21 protein-coding genes are annotated in these 19752 nt (G+C 59.3%); 3 read left to right on the top strand and 18 right to left on the bottom strand.

What is annotated here, in order from left to right; translation table 11 throughout:
- Positions 1–19: 19 nt before the first annotated feature.
- Together L861_RS00905 and xthA are read left to right on the top strand one after the other, a co-directional pair.
- Entirely contained in the window at positions 20–268 is a 249-nt protein-coding gene (locus L861_RS00905) for a hypothetical protein (protein WP_016414643.1), read from the top strand.
- Entirely contained in the window at positions 268–1083 is an 816-nt protein-coding gene (xthA, locus tag L861_RS00900) for an exodeoxyribonuclease III (protein ID WP_016414642.1), read from the top strand. The genes L861_RS00905 and xthA overlap by 1 nt, the downstream gene beginning before the upstream one ends.
- On the opposite strand, the gene L861_RS00895 is transcribed toward xthA, so the two are convergent.
- The 8 genes from L861_RS00895 to L861_RS00860 form a co-directional block, all read right to left on the bottom strand.
- The gene (locus L861_RS00895) at positions 1050–2249 is read right to left on the bottom strand and encodes a tetratricopeptide repeat protein (protein WP_021029065.1); all 1200 of its coding nucleotides are present in this window, start codon (positions 2247–2249) and stop codon (positions 1050–1052) included. The genes xthA and L861_RS00895 overlap by 34 nt on opposite strands.
- Positions 2250–2252: 3 nt before the next feature.
- On the bottom strand, positions 2253–3002 hold the full coding sequence (locus L861_RS00890) for an energy transducer TonB (protein WP_016414640.1): 750 nt from the start codon (positions 3000–3002) through the stop codon (positions 2253–2255).
- Complete coding sequence (locus L861_RS00885; RefSeq protein WP_016414639.1) at positions 3002–3409, bottom strand: ExbD/TolR family protein; 408 nt, start codon at positions 3407–3409, stop codon at positions 3002–3004. Before L861_RS00885 ends, L861_RS00890 begins: the two co-directional genes overlap by 1 nt.
- A complete protein-coding gene (locus tag L861_RS00880; RefSeq protein WP_144062930.1) occupies positions 3402–3944 on the bottom strand; it encodes a MotA/TolQ/ExbB proton channel family protein in 543 nt (180 codons plus the stop codon). The genes L861_RS00885 and L861_RS00880 overlap by 8 nt, the downstream gene beginning before the upstream one ends.
- The gene (locus L861_RS00875) at positions 3919–5301 is read right to left on the bottom strand and encodes a MotA/TolQ/ExbB proton channel family protein (RefSeq protein WP_016414637.1); all 1383 of its coding nucleotides are present in this window, start codon (positions 5299–5301) and stop codon (positions 3919–3921) included. The genes L861_RS00880 and L861_RS00875 overlap by 26 nt, the downstream gene beginning before the upstream one ends.
- Positions 5298–6089, bottom strand: a complete 792-nt coding sequence (locus L861_RS00870; protein WP_016414636.1) for a DUF3450 domain-containing protein — start codon at positions 6087–6089, stop codon at positions 5298–5300. The genes L861_RS00875 and L861_RS00870 overlap by 4 nt, the downstream gene beginning before the upstream one ends.
- Before the next feature lie 257 nt (positions 6090–6346).
- Positions 6347–7285, bottom strand: a complete 939-nt coding sequence (locus L861_RS00865; protein ID WP_016414635.1) for an electron transfer flavoprotein subunit alpha/FixB family protein — start codon at positions 7283–7285, stop codon at positions 6347–6349.
- Positions 7286–7299: 14 nt separating this feature from the next.
- A complete protein-coding gene (locus tag L861_RS00860; protein WP_016414634.1) occupies positions 7300–8049 on the bottom strand; it encodes an electron transfer flavoprotein subunit beta/FixA family protein in 750 nt (249 codons plus the stop codon).
- A 259-nt stretch (positions 8050–8308) separates the two neighbouring features.
- Here L861_RS00860 and L861_RS00855 point away from each other — a divergent pair, with 259 nt between their 5' ends.
- Complete coding sequence (locus L861_RS00855) at positions 8309–9976, top strand: electron transfer flavoprotein-ubiquinone oxidoreductase (protein ID WP_016414633.1); 1668 nt, start codon at positions 8309–8311, stop codon at positions 9974–9976.
- 30 nt (positions 9977–10006) lie between these two features.
- Here L861_RS00855 and L861_RS00850 read toward each other — a convergent pair whose 3' ends face one another.
- The 10 genes from L861_RS00850 to mltG all read right to left on the bottom strand — a co-directional run bounded on the left by L861_RS00850 (position 10007) and on the right by mltG (position 19748).
- The gene (locus L861_RS00850; protein ID WP_330217771.1) at positions 10007–11140 is read right to left on the bottom strand and encodes a DegT/DnrJ/EryC1/StrS family aminotransferase; all 1134 of its coding nucleotides are present in this window, start codon (positions 11138–11140) and stop codon (positions 10007–10009) included.
- Positions 11137–12090 carry a Gfo/Idh/MocA family oxidoreductase gene (locus L861_RS00845; protein WP_016414631.1) on the bottom strand — a complete coding sequence of 318 codons (954 nt, stop codon included), beginning with the start codon at positions 12088–12090 and terminating at the stop codon, positions 11137–11139. Before L861_RS00845 ends, L861_RS00850 begins: the two co-directional genes overlap by 4 nt.
- A 141-nt stretch (positions 12091–12231) precedes the next feature.
- A complete protein-coding gene (locus L861_RS00840; RefSeq protein WP_016414630.1) occupies positions 12232–13056 on the bottom strand; it encodes a sulfurtransferase in 825 nt (274 codons plus the stop codon).
- On the bottom strand, positions 13053–15263 hold the full coding sequence (locus tag L861_RS00835; protein ID WP_016414629.1) for an ATP-dependent helicase: 2211 nt from the start codon (positions 15261–15263) through the stop codon (positions 13053–13055). The genes L861_RS00840 and L861_RS00835 overlap by 4 nt, the downstream gene beginning before the upstream one ends.
- Positions 15260–15808, bottom strand: a complete 549-nt coding sequence (locus L861_RS00830; RefSeq protein WP_016414628.1) for a DUF1285 domain-containing protein — start codon at positions 15806–15808, stop codon at positions 15260–15262. Before L861_RS00830 ends, L861_RS00835 begins: the two co-directional genes overlap by 4 nt.
- Before the next feature lie 32 nt (positions 15809–15840).
- Positions 15841–16668, bottom strand: a complete 828-nt coding sequence (locus L861_RS00825; protein WP_016414627.1) for a TatD family hydrolase — start codon at positions 16666–16668, stop codon at positions 15841–15843.
- Positions 16669–16678: 10 nt separating this feature from the next.
- The gene (locus tag L861_RS00820; protein WP_269078953.1) at positions 16679–17032 is read right to left on the bottom strand and encodes a PilZ domain-containing protein; all 354 of its coding nucleotides are present in this window, start codon (positions 17030–17032) and stop codon (positions 16679–16681) included.
- Positions 17033–17062: 30 nt separating this feature from the next.
- A complete protein-coding gene (locus L861_RS00815) occupies positions 17063–18064 on the bottom strand; it encodes a DNA polymerase III subunit delta' (protein ID WP_021029063.1) in 1002 nt (333 codons plus the stop codon).
- Positions 18055–18708: a dTMP kinase gene (tmk, locus tag L861_RS00810; protein WP_016414624.1), complete on the bottom strand. Its 654-nt coding sequence runs from the start codon at positions 18706–18708 to the stop codon at positions 18055–18057. The genes L861_RS00815 and tmk overlap by 10 nt, the downstream gene beginning before the upstream one ends.
- A 38-nt stretch (positions 18709–18746) precedes the next feature.
- Positions 18747–19748: an endolytic transglycosylase MltG gene (gene mltG, locus L861_RS00805; RefSeq protein WP_016414623.1), complete on the bottom strand. Its 1002-nt coding sequence runs from the start codon at positions 19746–19748 to the stop codon at positions 18747–18749.
- Positions 19749–19752 lie beyond the last annotated feature (4 nt).

The raw sequence follows: 19752 nt of genomic DNA, 5'->3' as shown, positions 1-19752 counted from the left end.
CTTCCAGGAGTCTTGCCCCATGACGCGCAAGAAAAAGACCCGCTCGCTGTCCGACAAGGTGACGATTCGCACCGGCAAGCGCAAGGACTACAAGAAATGGCGTCACGAGAACCCTGACCAGGTCACCTCGTCACGCCGCTTCACGCAGAAAAAAGTCCAGCAACGTAAGCTGCAGGCTGCACGTAAATTAGCACGCCAACAGCAAGCTACCTCCATTGGTATTCACCCTTCGGGCGATACCCGAAATAATAGCGACAAGGACGAATGATGCGCCTGGTATCTTTCAATATCAACGGATTACGTGCACGCCTGCATCAACTTGAGGCGCTGATCGACACCCATCGACCAGCCGTCATCGGCTTGCAGGAAACCAAGGTCCAGGATAGTGAATTTCCCGAAGATGCTATCAAGAGCTTGGGTTACCACGTCTATTATCATGGTCAGAAGGGGCATTACGGCGTCGCCCTGCTCTGCCGCGAGGCACCCGAGGCAGTATTCTACGGGTTGCCCGACGACGGCGAGGACGCTCAGCGACGCATGATCGGCGCACGGCTTGCGCTGACTAATGGCAAGACCATGACCATCTGGAACGGCTATTACCCGCAAGGGGAAAACATCAACCATGCCACTAAATTTCCTTACAAGCGGACGTTCTACGATCAGTTCTCACGCATGCTGGAGACCCAGCATCACCAAGATGAGCGCATAGCCGTGATGGGGGATTTCAATATCTCACCGGAGGATATTGACATCGGTATCGGCGAAGCCAACCGCAAACGCTGGCTACGCGAAGGCAAGACCAGCTTCCAGCCGATCGAGCGCGAATGGCTCTCACGGATCAAGAACTGGGGGTTCAAGGACAGTTACCGACATTGCCATCCCGATATCGACGACCGCTTCAGTTGGTTCGACTACCGCTCCCGTGGCTTCGAGCGTGACCCCAAGCGGGGGCTGCGGATTGACTATATCCTCGTCACGGCATCACTGTGCGAACATGTGAGCGACGCCGGCATCGATTATGAATTGCGCAGCATGGAGCGACCTTCAGATCACGCTCCAGTATGGACAGAGCTGTCATTCTGATCGCTATCGCCACGAGGTGACGCCTGGCCGGACCTGTCGGGCGTCTTCTTCACCTGCACTTCCTGGTCGTTCTTGAGATAGGCTTGCCATGCCTCGGCCTCCTTGACCCCCAATCGATCGGCACGCTGAAAGGCGGTGCTTGCTATCGCTTCTTCTCCCCAGGCATGGGCCAATTGTCCCAAGCGTAACCAGTCATCACCTTTCCCGCTGCGCTCAGCGAGCGTACGCCATGCTGTCAGGGCGCGTTGACGGTCGCGTGCCGCGGTCCAGGCATCGGCCAGCAGTCGACGATACTCTAGTGAGTCTTCCAACTCACCATTGTCCAGAGCTGCTTGCAGTATCTCGGCGGCTCTGGCTGGAGTTCCACCCGCCACATGCAGTCGCACCCGAGTCAATAAATCCCGGTCTCCCTGCAACACGCCTCGCCGCCAGCCTGCTTCCCATAAGGCTGCAGCACGACCGTGATCGCCGAGACGCTGAGCAAGCCCCGCCGCGCGCCGCCACTGCTCGGCATCGTCGGGGGCTTGGGCCAGCAAGCGATCCAATATGCTTAATGCCTGTTCCTCACGTCCGGCATGTTGATAGACCGATGCCGCTAACGACAAGTGAACCTCATCAGGGTCAGCATCATGCTGCATGGCACGTTCGACCCAAGTCGCTGCCTGCTCCCAATGTGAGAGCGAAGCCTGAGCTTGGGCCATTAGCCAGAGATCAGCCGTGCCGGCATCATGCTCGGCTAGCCACCGCCCCAGCAACTCGCTGCCATGCTCGGTCTGACCGGTATGCAGCCGCAAATGCGCCTCTTGGCGTAACCAACGTGCCCGGTGCTCAGCATCGATATCCGCTATATCACGAGCCTGTTGCAACAAATCGGCAGATTGCACGTCACGACCTTGGCGAGAAGCTGCCGTGGCCGCCAATTGCAGATACAACGCCTGCGCCCAACGATCGGCAGCATTGCCACCTTGAAGTCGCCGGGCTTGGGCAAGCGCTGCTTCAACCACAGCAGACGTTTCTCCAGCCGTTAGACGCTGCTGCAGTGCCTCTAGGTCGCGTACCATGTCGCCGGGAAGCGCCGGTGCCGCGTGAGCGCAAACCGACCACCCCCAGAAAAGGGCCACACTCCAGACACGTCGCGGGCGCAGTATTCGTCGTGCCTCATTCATGCCTTACCTCAACTGAAATTCCAGACGCTGCCGGGCCAGGCGCAACTCACCCTCAGGAAACTCCCAGCGCGCAATCGCCTGACGTGCCGCACGATCGAAGACATTACGTGGTTGAGCCTCAACGATCTCGATGGAGTTCGCTTCCACACGACCATCGGTCCCAATGGTAAAACGGACCTCCACGTACCCTTCCAGACCACGCCGTTGGGCTTGTGCCGGGTACTCTGGCGGTACGCGACGCGTCGGGCGCGGAGAACTCTCGACGGGGGTGCTGGCATTGGCGTTACGACTCGCGGCCGGCGCCTCGGCCTCAGTGGCTGATTCGCTATTCTGAGATGGTGACATGGAAGCCTGTGCTGGGAGTCGTTCCGGTTCCGGCAACGGCCGTGGTTCCGGTTCCGGCTGAGGCTTCGGTTGCGCCTCCGCCAGTTCCGGCAATGTCGTTTCCAGCTCTACCTCTGGAGTCTCCATGGCCGGCACTTCGGGTTCTGGCAAAGCAATGGCGCTATCGAAGGTCGGCTCCGGCATTGGAGCGGGGGGCGGCGGCGTTGCTTGTGGCGGTGTCGGTGCAGGTGGTTCTGCGGGAGCTGCCGTTTCCTGTTCCGGTTGCTCTGGCGCTTCTACCATGGCCATCGACATCGTCATTTCGACGATTTCCCGCTCCTCTTCTGGCGGAGCAACCAATAACGCCAACAGGAAGAACAGCAGCAGCGCTAGCAGTACGCCCCCACAGGCAGCAAAGACAACCCGCATCAAGATGAACTCCGCTGCGCCGCTACGGCGACATTCTCTACGCCGGCCTCACGAATGCGGTCCATGACCTCGATCAGTAAACCGGTGGTGGAGGCGCGATCCGCTTGAATGACCACACCTCCGTCATCACTCACCAGGCTCGCGACCTCCCCACCGACCCGGTGGACGTCCACAGGTCGACCATCAACCCAGACGGCATTTTCAGGCGTGATCGCCACCATCACCTGAGCATCGGGACGTGGCGATGCCGCTAACGACTCTGGGCGCTCGACATCCACACCACTCTCCTTGATGAAACTAGTCGTGACGATGAAGAAGATCAGCATGATGAAGACCACATCCAGCATCGGCGTCAGATTGACTTCGTGGGTCTCACCATGGTCGGCGCTGAGGCGACGTCTACGCATGGGCTTCCTCCGCGGCGCGAGCCATGCGGTCATGCAGTTTCTGGTCCTCGCGCCGGATGAGTTGTTCGAGTCGAGTGGTGAACAGTAGACCAGCCACCGCCACCGCCATACCGGCCAATGTCGGCAAGGTAGCTCTCGCCACTCCATCGGCCATGGCCCTTGCCTGACTGACTTCGCTAAGCGCCAGACTGTCGAAAACGCTGATCATACCGGTAACCGTCCCCAAGAGGCCGAGCAAGGGACAAATCCCTACCAGCAACTTCAGCCAGGGCAGAGTGCGGCGCAAACGCGCCAGTAGTTCCTGGGTCCACACTTCGCGCAGGGTCAGTGCACTCCAACTGGCGTGGTCGGGTCGTGCTATCCAGCGGTGGATCAACGCTCGCCGGGCACGGCGATGCGTAAAACGGAAATACCACCAGCGCTCTAGCCCCATGGCAAACAGCAGTGTGGCCACCACACCGATCGCCACCAGTACCACACCTCCGGCATCGATCAGTCTCGCCAGTGGCTCAAGCCATAGCGGAATCATGGACACGGTGCTCCGATGTCTTACGCTGTGCTTCCAGATGTTCGGCCAGGACGGCACTGGCCCGACCTTCCACCAGCCCCACCAAAAACCGACTGCGACTGGACAGGGCGGTATGCGCGAACAGCAGCGGCACCGCCGTGATCAACCCCAGTACGGTAGTTACCAGGGCCTGACTGATCCCGCCAGCCATCAATTGAGGATCACTGGTGCCAAAGACTGTAATCGACTGAAACGTCACGATCATCCCGGTCACCGTACCCAATAGACCAAGCAACGGTGCCACGGCCGCCAGCAACTTGACTAGCGGCTGCCCCCTCTCGAGACGTGGCTGTTCGGCCAACAACGCCTCATCGAGACGCGCTTCCAGAGCTTCAGGCGCGTGATCGCTTCCCAAGGCCCGGAACCGAGTCAACACGCGTCCTAGTGGGTTATCGTCGCGTAGGGTATCGAGATCGCGAACCTGACGACGCAGAGTCACACTGATGTGTAGCAGATAGGCGTACTGAGCCAAAGCAACCAACAGACCGATCACGCCCAATATCACCACGACGTAGCCTACCGCTCCCCCTTGATGAAAGCGCTCTACCAGGCTCGGTTGCTGAGCCAAGGCGGCGATTACCTGCCCCTGGGTTGGATCGACGCTTACGTCATCGCCGGTTCCCTGCTGGAAGGCTTCGAGCTGGGAAGCAACAGCGTGAGGTGTGCGCTCAGCCACGGCAAGGTGCTGTGCTTCTCCCTCGCCGCTGCGACGCAACAGGTCACCTTCGCTGAACGCCAGGAAGCTCCCCAGGCGGATCACTTCACGGGGTTCGATTTGACCGGCTCGATCGGCTACCGGGGCTGAAAAACGAATGCCGCGAGCGCTCTCTGCGGTCAACGTCATCAAGTGATCGGCCAAGTTCTCCACATGTTCACGCTCGAGGATGGCCTGCTCGTCGAATCGCGCGGGCATTGTCGCCCCACCGACGGTCAACCAGCTATCCGACAGTTCATCGCGCAACTCGCCGCTATGTCGTGCCACCACCGACAGAACACCGTCGAGGTCGCCCCCCTGCTCTTGACGACGTTCGTTCAATTCCTGCAGACGGGCGTCCTGCGCCTGTTGGCGAACCTCGAGCTCGTCACGACGCGCACGTGCTGCATCGCGTTCGGTGATAGCCGTTTCCAGCGCTGTCTCCAACGCTTCACGATCGTCGACCAGTTCGGCCAGACGCGCTCGATCACGGGCTTCGGCAGCTTGGCGTTCGGCACGCAGCGTCTCCACAGGATCGTCTGACGACTGAGCCTGCGCCCCGACAAGTGGCCAGCTCAGTAACACACCCAACGTCAGGTTGCGCACCACCTTCACGATGCGACTGTTCATGAGGCCTCCTCGTCCTGTTCCTCGACCGTGTCCACGACTTGCGAGACCGGCAAGGCCAGCAGTTCCGGCGCACGTTGATCGCGAGCTATCCGCACTCCTTTGCGAAGTTCGCTCAATACTTCACCGTCAAGCGGCTGCCACTCGCTGCGTGCCACCTTCCAGACGCCTCCCTGACGCCCATCCGGGGTCAAGTAATAGAACCCCACTCGGCCGATGCGCAGGAAATCGACCTCCAGAGGCTCTTCGCCATCGAGCCGGCCACTCCAGGTATCCATTTCTCGTCCATAGTCCAGTTCGGCTCTCCAGGCCGAGAGGATCCGATCGAGCTTGTCTGCCTGAGTCAACTCACTGTCGCTCAGCATCGTTTCCAGGCTCGCCACTCGTGACAAGCGTTCATCTCGTAGGAAAGGCAGATCACTCTCCACGAACCGTTCAAGGCGTCCGACCAGCTCGCGCATCACAGCCGGAAGGGTATCGCGGGTCTCACCCAAGGCATCCAGAGCTCGTTCACGCGTGGCGATGGTTCGTGCCTGCCGTTCGACAAGGGGCTCGAGCTCGTCATTGTAGGCCTCGAGACGACGAATCTCGTGCTGTGCCTCACGAAGTGTCTCGAGGCGTTGTCGGGTCGCCTCGTCGGCCGCATCGATACGTGATTGCAATTCTGCCTGAGCCTGCTGGGCACGCTGCGACTCCTTCAGCAACTCGTCGTCCGCCGCCGCTACGAAGCTCAGGCAACACAGTAGTATCGCCAGACTCCAGCGGGGGATGATCACCTTGTCTTGCACCACTTGATTCTCCGGGATCGTATGAGCCGATAGGAAATGCACGCTATCTCAAACAATAATAATTATCAATAATATCCAACCTCGAACGCAAAAAAACCGGCCCCCTATCGGGGGCCGGCAACGCAATGAGTCACTCAACTAGTGTTTATGATCGAGAAACATGACTTACAGCTTGCTCTCCAGCTCCGGCAGCACCTCGAACAGGTCGCCCACGAGGCCGATGATCCTTGAGAGCGCGACCTGGAAGATCACGATCTTCCCTACAGCTTCTGCTCCAGCTCCGGCAGCACCTCGAACAGGTCGCCTACGAGGCCATAGTCCGCGACCTGGAAGATCGGCGCGTCCTCGTCCTTGTTGATGGCCACGATCACCTTGGAGTCCTTCATCCCCGCCAGGTGCTGGATCGCCCCCGAGATGCCCACTGCGATGTACAGCTCCGGGGCGACGATCTTGCCGGTCTGACCGACCTGCATGTCATTGGGCACGAAGCCGGCATCGACCGCCGCGCGCGAGGCGCCGATCGCCGCCCCCAGCTTGTCGGCGATACCCTCGAGCAACTTGAAGTTCTCGCCGCTGCCCATGCCGCGCCCGCCGGAGATCACCACCTTGGCCGCCCCCAGTTCGGGGCGCTCACTCTGCGCCAGCTTCTCGCCGACAAAGGCGGAGAGTGTATTCTCGACCACGATATCCACGGCTTCGATCGCGGCACTGCCGCTCTCGGCTACCGCATCGAAAGCCGAGGTGCGCACGGTGATCACCTTGAGGGGATCGGCACTCTGCACGGTGGCGATGGCGTTGCCGGCATAGATCGGGCGCAGGAAGGTATCGGCACTCTCCACACCGATGATGTCGGAGAGCTGGGACACGTCCTTGAGCGCGGCCAGCCGCGGCAGCACGTTCTTGCCGGTGGTCGAGGCGCTAGACAGCACATGGCTGTAGTCGTCGGCCAGCGCGGCCAGCAGCCCACCCAGCGGCTCGGCGAGTTGGTGGGCATAGACGGCATGGTCGGCCACGCGCACCCGGGTCACGCCGTCGAGCTGGGCGGCGGCCTCGGCCACGGCGGCAACGTTCTCGCCGACGACCAGCACGTCGATAGCGCCGCCACTGGCGTTGGTAATCTGCTGGGCGGCAGCGACCACATGGGCCGTGGCAGCACCGAGTTGACCCTCGTGATGGTCGGCCAGGATCAGAATGCTCATGAAATCAGCCCCTTTCAAAGCACTTTGGCTTCGTTCTTGAGTTTGTCGACCAGCTCGTCCACCGAGCCTACCTTGATGCCGCCCTGGCGCTCGGCCGGCGGCTCGACCTTGAGCAGCGTGACCTTCGACGCCACCTCGACCCCCAGCGCTTCGGGCGTCTGGGTGTCCAGCGGCTTCTTCTTGGCCTTCATGATGTCGGGCAGCTTGGCATAGCGCGGTTCGTTGAGGCGCAGATCGGTGGTAACGATGGCCGGCAGGCTCAAGTCGATGGTCTGCAAGCCGCCGTCGATCTCGCGGGTCACCTGCAGCTTGTCCCCGTCCACTTTCACCGCGGAGGCGAAGGTGCCCTGGGGCAGCCCGGTCAAGGCGGCAAGCATCTGCCCGGTCTGGTTGTTGTCGGTGTCGATGGCCTGCTTGCCGAGGATCACCAGTTGCGGCTGCTCCGCCTCGACGACCTTGGCCAGCAGCTTGGCCACTGCCAGCGACTCGACCTTGGCCTCGGTCTCGACGTGAATGGCGCGATCGGCGCCCAAGGCGAGCGCGGTGCGCAACTGCTCCTGGGCGGCCTTGGGGCCGACGGTGACGGCGACCACCTCGCTGGCCACACCGCGCTCCTTGAGGCGCACCGCTTCTTCCACGGCGATCTCGCAGAACGGGTTCATGGCCATCTTGACGTTGGTGAGGTCGACGTCGGAGTTGTCCGGCTTGACCCGGATCTTGACGTTGTAGTCGATGACGCGTTTGACCGCGACGAGTACTTTCATGGTGTCCTCGCTAGGTTCAGTATCGGAACCGTCCAATTCTACCCTTAGTCACCCTTGGTAGGGGTACCTTCTCATTTCTATTATGCATATCATGGGCACAGATCAGAAGCAAACGACCGTTTTAAATCGAACGTAAAGCAAGAAGAGCCCTATGACGGGTATCAAGCCCGCCACGAATGCCGCACAATTGACACTTGACTGGCTAGATTGACGACACCCCGTGATCGGCCCGGTGTGTCGATGACGAAGGAGACAAGATGTGGAACAGGTAGAACGCGAATTCATGGATTTCGACGTAGTCATCGTCGGCGCTGGCCCTTCAGGGCTGGCGGCAGCCTGCCGCCTGATGCAGCAGGCCCAGGACGCCGAGCGCGAACTGACGGTGTGCGTGGTCGAAAAGGGCTCCGAGGTGGGGGCCCATATCCTCTCCGGCGCGATTTTCGAGCCCCGGGCGCTGAATGAACTGTTCCCCGATTGGACCGAACGTGGGGCCCCGTTGACCACCCCCGCCACTCGCGACGAGGTCTACTTGCTCAAGGACGCCGAGAGCGCCCAAAAACTGCCCAATGCTTTCGTGCCCAAACCCATGCACAATATCGGTGGCGAGTTGACCCGTTATGTCATCAGTGCCGGTAACCTGTGCCGTTGGCTAGCCGAGCAGGCCGAGCAACTCGGCGTGGAGATCTTTCCGGGCTTCGCTGCCCAGGAAGTGCTGCATGACGACGACGGTACCGTACGCGGCATCCTCATTGGCGACATGGGTATCGGTGCCGATGGTCAGCCCAAGGACAGCCATATGCCCGGTATGGAACTGCGGGCCAAGTACACGCTGTTCGCTGAAGGGTCTCGCGGTCATCTGGGCAAGCGCCTGATCGGACGCTTCGATTTGGCCAAGGACAGCGATCCACAGCACTACGGCATTGGTCTCAAGGAATTGTGGGACGTGCCCGCCGACAAGCACGAACCCGGCTTGGTACTGCACGGCGCTGGTTGGCCGCTGGACAAGCACACTCACGGCGGTTGGTTCCTTTATCACGCCGAAAACCAGCAAGTGGTGGTGGGTCTGATCATCGACCTGTCCTATCAAAACCCCTACCTCTCGCCGTTCGATGAATTCCAGCGCATGAAGCATCACCCGCTGCTCAAGCAGTATCTGGAAGGCGGCTCGCGGGTGGCTTATGGTGCCCGGGCCATCACCAAGGGTGGGCTCAACTGCCTGCCCAAGATGACGTTCCCTGGCGGCCTGTTGATTGGCTGCGATGCCGGTACGCTGAACTTCGCCAAGATCAAGGGGCTACACACGGCCATGAAGTCCGGCATGGTGGCCGCCGAAAGCGTCTTCGAAGCCATCGCCAACGGCGACGAAGGCGGTAACGAGCTCACTGCCTTCGCCGCCAAGTGGGAGCAGAGCTGGGCTTACCGTGAACTCGACGAGAGTCGCAGCTTTGGGCCGGCAATTCACAAATACGGCACCGTGGGTGGCGGCGCCTACAACTTCCTCGATCAACTGCTGGGTGGCAAACTGCCTACTCTGCATGATACGACCTCGGATCATGCCGCACTCAAGCCAGCCAGCGAATACCAGCCGATCGATTACCCCAAGCCGGATGGCAAGTTGTCGTTCGATAAACCCTCCTCGGTGTTTCTTTCCAATACCAACCATGAGGAAGATCAGCCCTGCCATCTCAAGCTCACGGATCCCGAGCTGCCGATTCGCGACAATCTGCCCAAGTACGACGAGCCGGCACAACGCTATTGTCCGGTTGGAGTCTACGAGGTGGTCGAGGACGAAGCAGGACAACCGAAATTCCAGATCAATTTCCAGAATTGCATTCACTGCAAGACCTGCGACATCAAGGACCCAGCCCAGAACATCACCTGGGTGGCACCGGAAGGCGGTGGCGGGCCCAACTACCCCAACATGTGACCACCAGCAGCCCCAGCCTTACGGCTGGGGCTATTCCTCCTCTTCCTCAAGCATCGACAATGCCTTCTGAAGAGTATCCACCACTCGACACTGCGAGGATTTGCCGAGGTAGGGATGCATCGGCAGGCTCAGAATCTGTTCACAGACTGCCTCGGCTACCGGTAGCAGGCTGTCGGCATTTGCTACGGCTGGCTGACGATGCAATGGAAGCGGATAGTGGACGGCGAAAGGAATACTAGCCAGGCGCAAGGCCTCCTGTACCCTATCGCGCCACGGCAGCCGAATACTGTATTGGGCATAAACGCTGGTGTTGTATGTGGCGATATGGGGAGTGGTAGTGATACCCGCGGCATGCAATAAACGATCGTAACGTGCCGCCACCTGCTGACGTAGCACCAGTTCCTCGTCGAATATCTCCAATTTGGCCAGCAGAACGGCTGCCTGTAGCGTGTCCAGGCGGCTATTCAGGCCCAGCCGATCATGTCGGTAGCGATGGGATTCCCCGTGCCGAGAGATCTGTCGCACTGTAGCTGCCAAAGCGTCATCGGAGGTGAAAATCGCACCGCCATCGCCATAGGCACCCAATGGTTTGCTAGGAAAGAAACTCGTACAGGCAACGCGGCTCAGACTGCAGGAGCGCCGGCCACGATGCAGAGCACCGAAACTTTGGGCAGCATCCTCGATCACCGTCAAACCATAACGGGCGGCAACGACTTCGATGACGTCGAAGTCAGGACACTGACCGAACAGTGACACCGCCATGATGGCGCGGGTACGTGGCGAAACGACAGCCTCCAGTTGGTGCGAATCCAGTAGATAGGTGTCGGGACAGATATCGACGTAGACCGGTTTGGCACCGACCAGAGCTACCGTCTCGGCACTGGCGATGAAACTGAACCCTGGGACGATAACTTCATCGCCCGGCCCGATACCAAGTGCCATTTGGACGATCTGCAAGGCATCGGTACCACTAGCGCAAGCAATGCAGTGTGGCACATCGACATAGGCCGCCAAGCGGCCTTCCAACTCCTTGACCTCGGGTCCGAGAATGTAGCGACCATGAGCCAATACCTTGTGGATAGCGGCCTCGAGGCGCGGCTTGAGGCGTGCCTGCTGAGCTGCAAGATCGACGAACTCCATCGCGTCCTCTTCTTCTTTTTTCAACGAGCCCTGCCTCCAGGTGCCAGAGGATGCCCCTCACTGCCACGGGGTGGCTCAGGCTCGGCCATACGAATGGCATGTACCGTTTCCAGGCAATGTCGAACGGCCTCGATACCAAAACCGCGACCAGCCAGGATTTCACGATAGCTAACGGTATGCAGGTCATTGAAGCCACTTGAAAATTCGAATGATTCTCCGTCACAAGTGATGACTCGATACGTAGCCTGCTGGCCTTTGACTGTGTTCGGAACATCGCTGGGGTCGATTGACAGGAACCAGCGGACACGCGCCTTCTCGTACTCGAGAAAGCCAGACGCCTTGTAGTCGTCGATATGATGCAAGACGCTCCGTTCGAGTTGCCCGAAAATCACATGCAGCATGTCGAAGAAGTGCACTCCGATATCAGCGACCACGCCAAACGAGCGACGCGGATCCCCCTTCCAACTTTCCATGTACCAAGGCCCACGAGAGGTGATGTAAGTTAGCTCAACCTCGTATTTCACTGTACTTGCCTCAGCGGCGACGCGGTCCCTGAGTTCATGAATCGCCGGATGATGACGCAGCTGCATGATGCTGAAGACGCGTCGACCAGTCTCCTTCTCCACTAGCGCCAGTTCATCCAGTTGTGAAGGCATCGGTACCAAAGGTTTCTCACAAATCACATCGCAGCCAAGATACAAACCGGCAACGATATGGGCGCTATGCAGGTGATTGGGTGAACACACGGCAATGTAATCAAGCGCCGTCGTCGGCTGTCGTTTAACCCGCCAAGCATGTTCGAGGAAACGCTCGAACTCAGTAAAAAAGGCGCAGTCGGTAGAGATGGAATCGATGATCCCCACTGAATCGTTGATATCGTATGCAGCCACCAAAGCGTTGCCGGTTGCCTGAATGGCTTGCATGTGGCGAGGGGCAATATAACCAGCCGCGCCTATCAGCGCGAAATTCTTCATTAGAGAATCCCTTTCCTTGCTCCTGCTCTACCATGTCTGCGCCACAAGCGTTCCCACAAGAACTTCGACACAGTCCTTCATGACAAGGGTAGCGCGTTACATTACCGAGCGCTTACCTTGGTAGACAGGGAAAAGGAGACCTCACTCTCCGGTGGCGACCGCCCGGGAAGGATCGCGAATCCAATGGCTCCATGAGCCTGCGTAAAGCTTTGGCAGCGGTCTGCCGGCAACGGCATAGGCCAGGATGTTGTGACAGGCAGTGACTCCGGAACCGCAATAGGCGATCACTTCCCGCTCGGAGGGCAATTCGGCATCCAGCGTCGCCGCCGGCTTGAAGTGCCCATTCGATTCCAGGTTATCGGCACTTGGTCGGCACCGAGCCCCGGGGATATGCCCCGCCACGGGATCGACCGGTTCCTTGTCGCCACGAAAACGCTCATGGGCCCTGGCATCCAGCTTGAGTGACGTACCGGATGCAACGTCGTCGACATCTACCCAGGCAGTATCGTCGAACTCGGGCTGCCAATCGCTTGGAACGACAATATCCTCCTCGTCGGTGTACAGTTCTCCGGCCACCTCTTGCCATGCCGGTAAACCACCATCGAGCAGGTACACTTGAGGATGCCCCGCCCAGCAACGTAGCATCCACCAAGCGCGCGCGGCGGCGAGTTGTCCCCCCATGTCATCGTAAACCACCACTGGCACTTCGGGCCTCACACCCAAGCGTTGCAAGCTGGCAGTAAAAGCAACCTTGTCCGGTAGTGGGTGACGCCCACCTTCACCGGGCACAGCAGCCAGGTCACGATCGAGATCCAAGTGCCGACTACCGGGGACATGACCAGTGCGCCATAACGTGGCCCCTGCATGAAGATCGCCTAGACGCGCCCGACAATCGAGAACTGTTACCGAGTTCGCTTGTTCCATCCATTGCTGAAGTCGAGATGCTTCAATCAAGCTCACACTCATGCGCGTTCTCCTTCAAGGATTTCGAGCGGCGCCCGCAGGGCAATCAACCGACGCTTGCCGGCATGCGCGAAACGTACTTCGATCACTGGATTGGCTGGGTCACCTTCGATGACCTGTATCTCACCTTCGCCAAACACCGAGTGCCGGATTCGTTGTCCGACATCGAATCGAGGCACTCCCATCGCATACCCCTCGGCGGGGGTGGCCACACCCGCTGTCGACGACACGGCACGCACCGGAAGTCGATATTCCAGGCTGGCCAGGTAACGTTCGACCAGCACCGGCGAGGTAACTTCCAGTGGCTCATCCGGTGAGGTTTGAAGCGCCTCCACCACCGCCTGACAGTCTTGCCACGCGGTTTCGGCTATGAAGCGGCTGGGACGATGCTCACCGCCATCGTGCAGAATCCATAAACGCTCCCGTGCTCGGGTGATGGCAACGTAGAACAGCCGCCGCTCCTCCTCCAGTCGGGTACCGTCCAGCGGATTGTCGCGACTATAGTGGGGAAAATCCTCCTCGTTGGTACTCCACAATGCCACCCAGGGCCATTCCAGGCCTTTGGCTCCATGGACGGTGGTAATCAATACGCCGTCTTTCCGATTTTCCACCGGACTCCCCAGCAGTGCAATGAAGGCTTCGGGGTCGTGAGCCAACTCTGCGGCTTGTTCGATCAGCACATCGAGCAGGCGAACATCCTCTTCACCTTTCTCACGGCGTGCGGCGGCGCGCTTCAAGACTTTCTCGGCCTCCAGCCGTTCCACTACATGCTCGAGCAATTTGGCAGGCGGCCAATTGGCCAGCCGAGGCAACTCGCAAAGCAGTTCCCAACGGCGCTTTAGATTACGCCTCTGAATCGGTTTGAGATCCGCCAAAAGCGAGTCGTGGCGTTCTGGCCAACATTGGGTATCCGCTAGTCGTTGTGCCAACAGAGTGAGGCGCTCGCGAGCCACGAAGGGAGTTGGTTGCGTCAACAGTATCAGCAAGTGCTGCGGATCGCGTAACAGACCGGCATGGCGCGCCAGTTGGAGATAGCCAGCCAGGCCTTGTACCAGCGGCAGGCGAAACACGAAGCGGTCCTCTCGTGAGAGACGAAAGGGAATTCCGGCCCGCAGTAGCTGCAACTGCACCGATACCGATAATGCCCAACTGCGCACCAGAATGCAGGCTTCGTTCAATGAACGGCCTGCAGAATGCCACTGTTCAAGGGCCTCAACCAATTTTGCCCCGCCTTGCCCCACATCCATTCGTGTATCGGGGTTGTCCGGTGCGGCCAGGCAAAGCTGGTCTGGGCGACGGAGATTGGCGGCGATCGCATGATTGGCAGCCAAGGCCAGCACGTGACCATGTCGAAAGGTCATTGACAGTGGATAGTCACGAGGCGTGCCAAAAGTCGCGGTAAAGTCCTCCAGCATGGTGTCGGGCCGTGCCCCACGCCACTCATAGATACATTGGTTAGCATCCCCCACTGCCATCACCGCCGCCCGATCGCCCGCTAGAATCGCCAGCAGTCGCTGTTGCGCGAGATTGATATCCTGATACTCATCGATGATCACATGATCAAGAAACCCTTGGACACGTGCCCGCAGACGGGCATCCTTTTCCAACGCTCGCAAGGGCCGGTACAGCAAGTCGGCATAGGTCATCATGGCGTGATCTTCGAGCAGAGTTTCACAGTGCTCGAAAGCAGCAACGAAATGCTCGGTATCAGCACCGAATTCCAGGCGCGCATAGAGTTCGTCGGGCGCCACCATCTCGGCCTTGACCAGTTCGCAAAAGTGGCCCAATGCTTCGAGCCGCTCGACCTCCAATGCCGCTTCCAGCGCAGCATCGTTACCATACAAGGCTTGCTGTGTTGCCTGACGCAGCAACCGTTCCCGCTGCCATTCATGAGACAGCAATTGGCGTGGCGCCAATGTGCCCCAACGGGTTAAAGTCTGGGTCAGACGATGGCCTATGGAGTGAAAGGTACGCACGTCAGGCAGTTGCTGTCCTGCCGGTGCCAACCGTGACAACTTGGTGGTGAAGTCTTCACGGGCAGCTCGGTTGAACATCAATACCAGGATACGAGCCGGCGCCACTCCGTTCGCCAACAGATGCAGGACACGCGCCACCATGGTAGTGGTCTTGCCGGCACCGGCGACCGCAGCGACCCGTGCGTGTCCAGTGCCATGCGCGACCACGGCACGTTGCTGCTCAGTCAACCTCACGATGCGTCGGCGTCCAGCCGCCCCAAGATGTGCCAGTGATCATGACTGGTGAGCCCTAGTTCGGTACCTCCTGCCCACTCACGTACTTCGGCCCGTTCCACCAAGCGATAATAGACATTGCGATTGAGGCGAGCCGAAAGCCCAAAACGCACCGGCACTTCGGGAACTTCCTCACCGCTGGGAGTCTGACTGAGGGTGAAAGGGTGCGAGGCATCCAGCACGACCCGATCACCGACATTGGTGGTCAGTACCCAGCCCCCACTGTCCACCTCGGCATCGACCACCAGAAACGGCCGATCCTCTACACGGATGCGCCACTTTTCCTGCGGCGCCACCAGATAGTAGTCACCGTCGGCCTCGTGCCTGAGCACCGTGGATAGCAGCCGTATCAGTTGAGGTCTTGCCATGGCCACTCCTTCATGAATCCAGCGCCCGTCTGCAGCGATCACCAGATCCATGTCGCCACTGAGCGGAGGATTCCAACGGTCCACAGGAGGGATGGTTCCCTGCGGGTCGATACGTGCCAGCAAGGGTTCCAGGGGCATGGGACGATCTCCTTGGTGACGTCAGGCGCGAATCAGATTACACCAGCCTTGGCCAGTGACTCCTTTATGTCGGCACTTGCCTGAGGAGCGGCAGCACGAAACAGGTGGTAAAAGTTCGCCGTTGTTTGCATGGCAACTTCGTCGATGCTGATATCGCGTTCTCGAGCGATGCATTCAGCCACCTCTACCACCCATTGTGGTTCATTGGGCTTGCCGCGATGCGGCACTGGAGCCAGATAAGGGCTATCGGTTTCGATCAAGAGACGATCAAGTGGAATCTGTCGCGCCAAATCACGCAAGGAAGTCGCATTGCGGAACGTCACGATTCCCGACAATGAGATGTAAAAGCCGTGTCGCACGGCTTCGCGCGCCATGTCCATATCTTCGGTAAAGCAGTGTAACACCCCACCCACCGCTGGATCGGTACACTCGCGGATCAGTGCCAGGGTGTCGTCTTTCGCTTCACGAGTGTGAACGATTACGGGTAACTCGAGCTCGTTGGCTGCCACCAAATGGCGCCGAAACCGTTCATGCTGTCGCTCGCGAGGGATGCTGTCGTAGTGATAGTCGAGACCGGTCTCGCCAATGGCAACAGCTGCATGCGTTTCAGCACATTCCTTGATATCTGCCACCGTAGGTTCGCTGGCCACGTCGTGCAACGGATGCACACCAGCGGAAATCACCACGTCATGATGGACACGCGACAAGGCGGCCAGACCCGGCACGTCATCAAGGGTAACGGCGATGGCCAGGAACTGGCGTACATCACGGGCTCGAGCAGCCTCGAGGGCGGCACCGAGATCGCCTTCATGAGCACTCAGGTCGAGTCGGTCAAGGTGGCAATGCGAATCTATGAACATGAACCAAACCTTACAGCGTATAAGTCGTCGCGCCTCTGTCGAGGCGACCAGCCAGTTGGGTCTCGATGCGATCCCGTACAACTCGGTCTTCGGCATGGAAATGGATGCCAATGCCAGGCACACGGCGCCCCGAGACACCAGGTGGTGACACCCAAACCACTTGACCGGTCACAGACAGTTGCTCGTTCGCGCCAGGCAGTGTCAGCAGCAATAAGACCTCTTGCCCCACAGGATAACGCTCCTCGGTGGGTACGAAGATTCCTCCACGCTCCAGCGATGGCATATAGGCCGAAAGCAGGGTCGAGGTATCAGGGATGGACCATGACAGCGACTTCTGCCCCGTCATACGACGCTCCTTTCGAATATCAAAACATATCTCCCTAACACAAACCGCTCATGAACGCAGAAGAGCCGACCAGCGTACCAACCAGGCTTCCAGCACCAACTGCGGATTGGGATTTCCTCCCATGGCCAGCAGGCGCCGCTGCTCGCGGGCATAGTCGAGTAGACGAAACCAGTCACGTACCCGTGCATTCTTGACCGCCTGGCGGTACAAGGGCAGTAGATCAGGGTTACGTATACCCAGGTTGTCGCCCGACAGTCCCAGACGAATGAGATCTTCCAACCAGGCGATACCGTACCACAGCACGCTCTCCACCGGATGCCTGGCAAGACGCGCCGCCTCGGCGATTGGTTCGGCGCCGCGCACCAGTGCATCGAATAACTCACGAAGCTCCTGCCGCAACCCACGCGCCTCGGGGGAGGCCAGTTCCAGGGCCAGCAAAGGCTGCCCACCGGCCGCGTTCAACCAGAACGAGGCATCCTGACCTTCTCCCAGTGCTTGGGATAACCACGGCAAACATTCTTGAGGTGTCGGAATGCCTAGGCTCCATTGCTGGCAACGCGAGCGAATGGTCGGAATCATGCGCGAGGGGATATCAGCCAGCAATACGAATAGGGTACGCTCCCCAGGCTCTTCCAGGCTCTTGAGCAGCGCATTGGCAGCAGCAACGTTCATGGCCTCAGCCGGCTGTAACACTATCACACGATAGCCCCCCTGCTGGGACGTCTGAGCAACGAAGCCATTGACCTCGCGAATGGGGTCGATGCGGATCTGACGGCTTTTCTCGGCAGGACTGACTCGCAACAGGTCTGGATGATAGCCGGATGCCAACATGGCGCAGCTATGACAATGCCCACAGGCAGTCTCGGCAGGTGCCTGGCATAGCGTGCGTCTTATCAGTACTTCGGCCAGCGTCTGCTTGCCAAGACCTCGCGGTCCCGACAACAACAAGGCATGGGGCATACGGCCGCTATCCTGCAAAGATATCAGCTTGTGCCACAACGGCTGCTGCCACGGATATGGCATGTTCGGAGTTGTCGAATCTACCGCCATAGGGCTACCTGCCGCGTCAGGTTCTCGGCCAGTTCGTCTTGCACGGTCGCCAGAGGGCGAGCAGCATCGATGATGACCATGCGTGACGGCTCGGCGGCAGCCCGAGCCAAATAGGTGTCACGCACTGATTGGAAAAAGACCAGGCGCTCACGCTCGAAACGATCACGCTGCCCTCCCTGCTGTCCCAGGCGCTGGTCGACCCGGCTCTGGGCGGCCTCAACCGGCATGTCAAGCAACAGCGTGAGGTCGGGCGTCAAACCTTGCTGAACCAAGTTTTCCAGGGTCGCAATACGTCGCATATCCACACCTCGCCCCCCTCCTTGATAGGCAAAGGTGGCATCAGTGAAACGATCACATACCACCCAGGCACCGCGCGCCAGTGCTGGACGAATGACCTGCGCCAGATGCTGAGCACGAGCGGCAAAGATCAATAGCAACTCAGCATCATCGTCGAGAGGCTCCTGCGGAGCAGGATCAAGCAGCAGTTGGCGAATGCTCTCCGCACGTGGCGTGCCTCCCGGCTCGCGAGTCCGCACCACTTCGATGCCACGCTCATCGAGCCAAGCGCAAATCCAGTCGAGGTTGGTACTCTTGCCGACTCCTTCGCCCCCTTCCAGAGTGATGAAACGTCCGCGCCTGTTCATGTGGCTCCTGAGCGCTGCGATGCAACGACCATAGCGAGTTAACGATTGAGGATATAACGCCTGACGGCAGCGTTGTGTTCCCGCAACGTGCGTGAAAAGTGATGGCTTCCATCGCCCTTGGAAACAAAATATAGCGTATCGCCCGGCGACGGATTCACCGCTGCCTCCAATGAGGCCCTACCAGGCATGGCGATGGGAGTTGGTGGCATGCCATCGATAACATAAGTGTTATAGGGGGTCTCTTCACGCAAATCGGCGTAGGTGATGCGACCATCGTATCGCTCGCCCATGCCATAGATCACCGTAGGATCGGTTTGCAGGCGCATCCCCGATTCCATGCGCCGCTTGAAGACGCCGGCAATCTTGCGCCGCTCCTCCGGGGTGCCGGTCTCACGCTCGATCAGCGAAGCCATGATCAACGCCTCGTAAGCGCTATCGATGGGCAGATCATCATCTCGCTTGGCCCAGACTTCCTCGAGCTGGTTTTCCATGCGCTGATGCGACTGGCGCAAAATGTCTAGATCACTCACACCCTTGCGGTAGCGATAGGTATCAGGGAAAAACCATCCCTCCGGATGCTCGCCCTCGCGCCCCAATTCAGCCATCACTTCCTCATCGCTCATCTCTGCCGTGAGCTGTTCGAGTTTGGGGGCGCTGGCCAGCAACTCACGCATCTGGCGGAAGGTCCAGCCCTCGGGAATGGTCAGTGGATAAGTGACGACATTGTCGCTACCCAGCAAGGCTATCAGTTCACGTCCACTCATACCCGGCTCGAGCATGTACTCCCCGATTCGCAACTGCGGTACCGCGTCAGAATCGAGGCGCGTCAGCAGGCGAAATGCCCATGCGTTCTCGATAATCCCACGACTGGCCAAGTCCGCTATCACCCGATTGTAGCCGGCACCGGGAGGAATCTCATAAAGCGTCGATTCATCCACGGCGATAGGCGCTTCCAAGCGACTTTCCCAGTAACGATAGCCTCCCGCGCTCACCACCACCGCAAGTACGACCAACGCCAACAATACTTTCACCACACGCATTTCG

It is taken from the genome of Litchfieldella anticariensis FP35 = DSM 16096 (assembly GCF_000409775.1).
GTDB classification, from domain to species: Bacteria; Pseudomonadota; Gammaproteobacteria; order Pseudomonadales; family Halomonadaceae; genus Litchfieldella; species Litchfieldella anticariensis.
The sequence above is the reverse complement of the archived record's forward strand: the minus strand, read 5'-3'. Positions and strand labels throughout refer to the sequence as shown.

What these genes read in the sequence shown, in the direction of transcription:
- L861_RS00845 (WP_016414631.1), bottom strand. Translation starts at nt 12,090, where the DNA reads ATGAAGAATTTCGCGCTGATAGGCGCGGCTGGTTATATTGCCCCTCGC.
- L861_RS00890 (WP_016414640.1), bottom strand. Translation starts at nt 3,002, where the DNA reads ATGCGGGTTGTCTTTGCTGCCTGTGGGGGCGTACTGCTAGCGCTGCTG.
- L861_RS00840 (WP_016414630.1), bottom strand. Translation starts at nt 13,056, where the DNA reads ATGAGTGTGAGCTTGATTGAAGCATCTCGACTTCAGCAATGGATGGAA.
- tmk (WP_016414624.1), bottom strand. Translation starts at nt 18,708, where the DNA reads ATGAACAGGCGCGGACGTTTCATCACTCTGGAAGGGGGCGAAGGAGTC.
- L861_RS00885 (WP_016414639.1), bottom strand. Translation starts at nt 3,409, where the DNA reads ATGCGTAGACGTCGCCTCAGCGCCGACCATGGTGAGACCCACGAAGTC.
- mltG (WP_016414623.1), bottom strand. Translation starts at nt 19,748, where the DNA reads ATGCGTGTGGTGAAAGTATTGTTGGCGTTGGTCGTACTTGCGGTGGTG.
- L861_RS00875 (WP_016414637.1), bottom strand. Translation starts at nt 5,301, where the DNA reads ATGAACAGTCGCATCGTGAAGGTGGTGCGCAACCTGACGTTGGGTGTG.
- xthA (WP_016414642.1), top strand. Translation starts at nt 268, where the DNA reads ATGCGCCTGGTATCTTTCAATATCAACGGATTACGTGCACGCCTGCAT.
- L861_RS00825 (WP_016414627.1), bottom strand. Translation starts at nt 16,668, where the DNA reads ATGTTCATAGATTCGCATTGCCACCTTGACCGACTCGACCTGAGTGCT.
- L861_RS00860 (WP_016414634.1), bottom strand. Translation starts at nt 8,049, where the DNA reads ATGAAAGTACTCGTCGCGGTCAAACGCGTCATCGACTACAACGTCAAG.
- L861_RS00865 (WP_016414635.1), bottom strand. Translation starts at nt 7,285, where the DNA reads ATGAGCATTCTGATCCTGGCCGACCATCACGAGGGTCAACTCGGTGCT.
- L861_RS00815 (WP_021029063.1), bottom strand. Translation starts at nt 18,064, where the DNA reads ATGGCGGTAGATTCGACAACTCCGAACATGCCATATCCGTGGCAGCAG.
- L861_RS00905 (WP_016414643.1), top strand. Translation starts at nt 20, where the DNA reads ATGACGCGCAAGAAAAAGACCCGCTCGCTGTCCGACAAGGTGACGATT.
- L861_RS00895 (WP_021029065.1), bottom strand. Translation starts at nt 2,249, where the DNA reads ATGAATGAGGCACGACGAATACTGCGCCCGCGACGTGTCTGGAGTGTG.
- L861_RS00830 (WP_016414628.1), bottom strand. Translation starts at nt 15,808, where the DNA reads ATGCCCCTGGAACCCTTGCTGGCACGTATCGACCCGCAGGGAACCATC.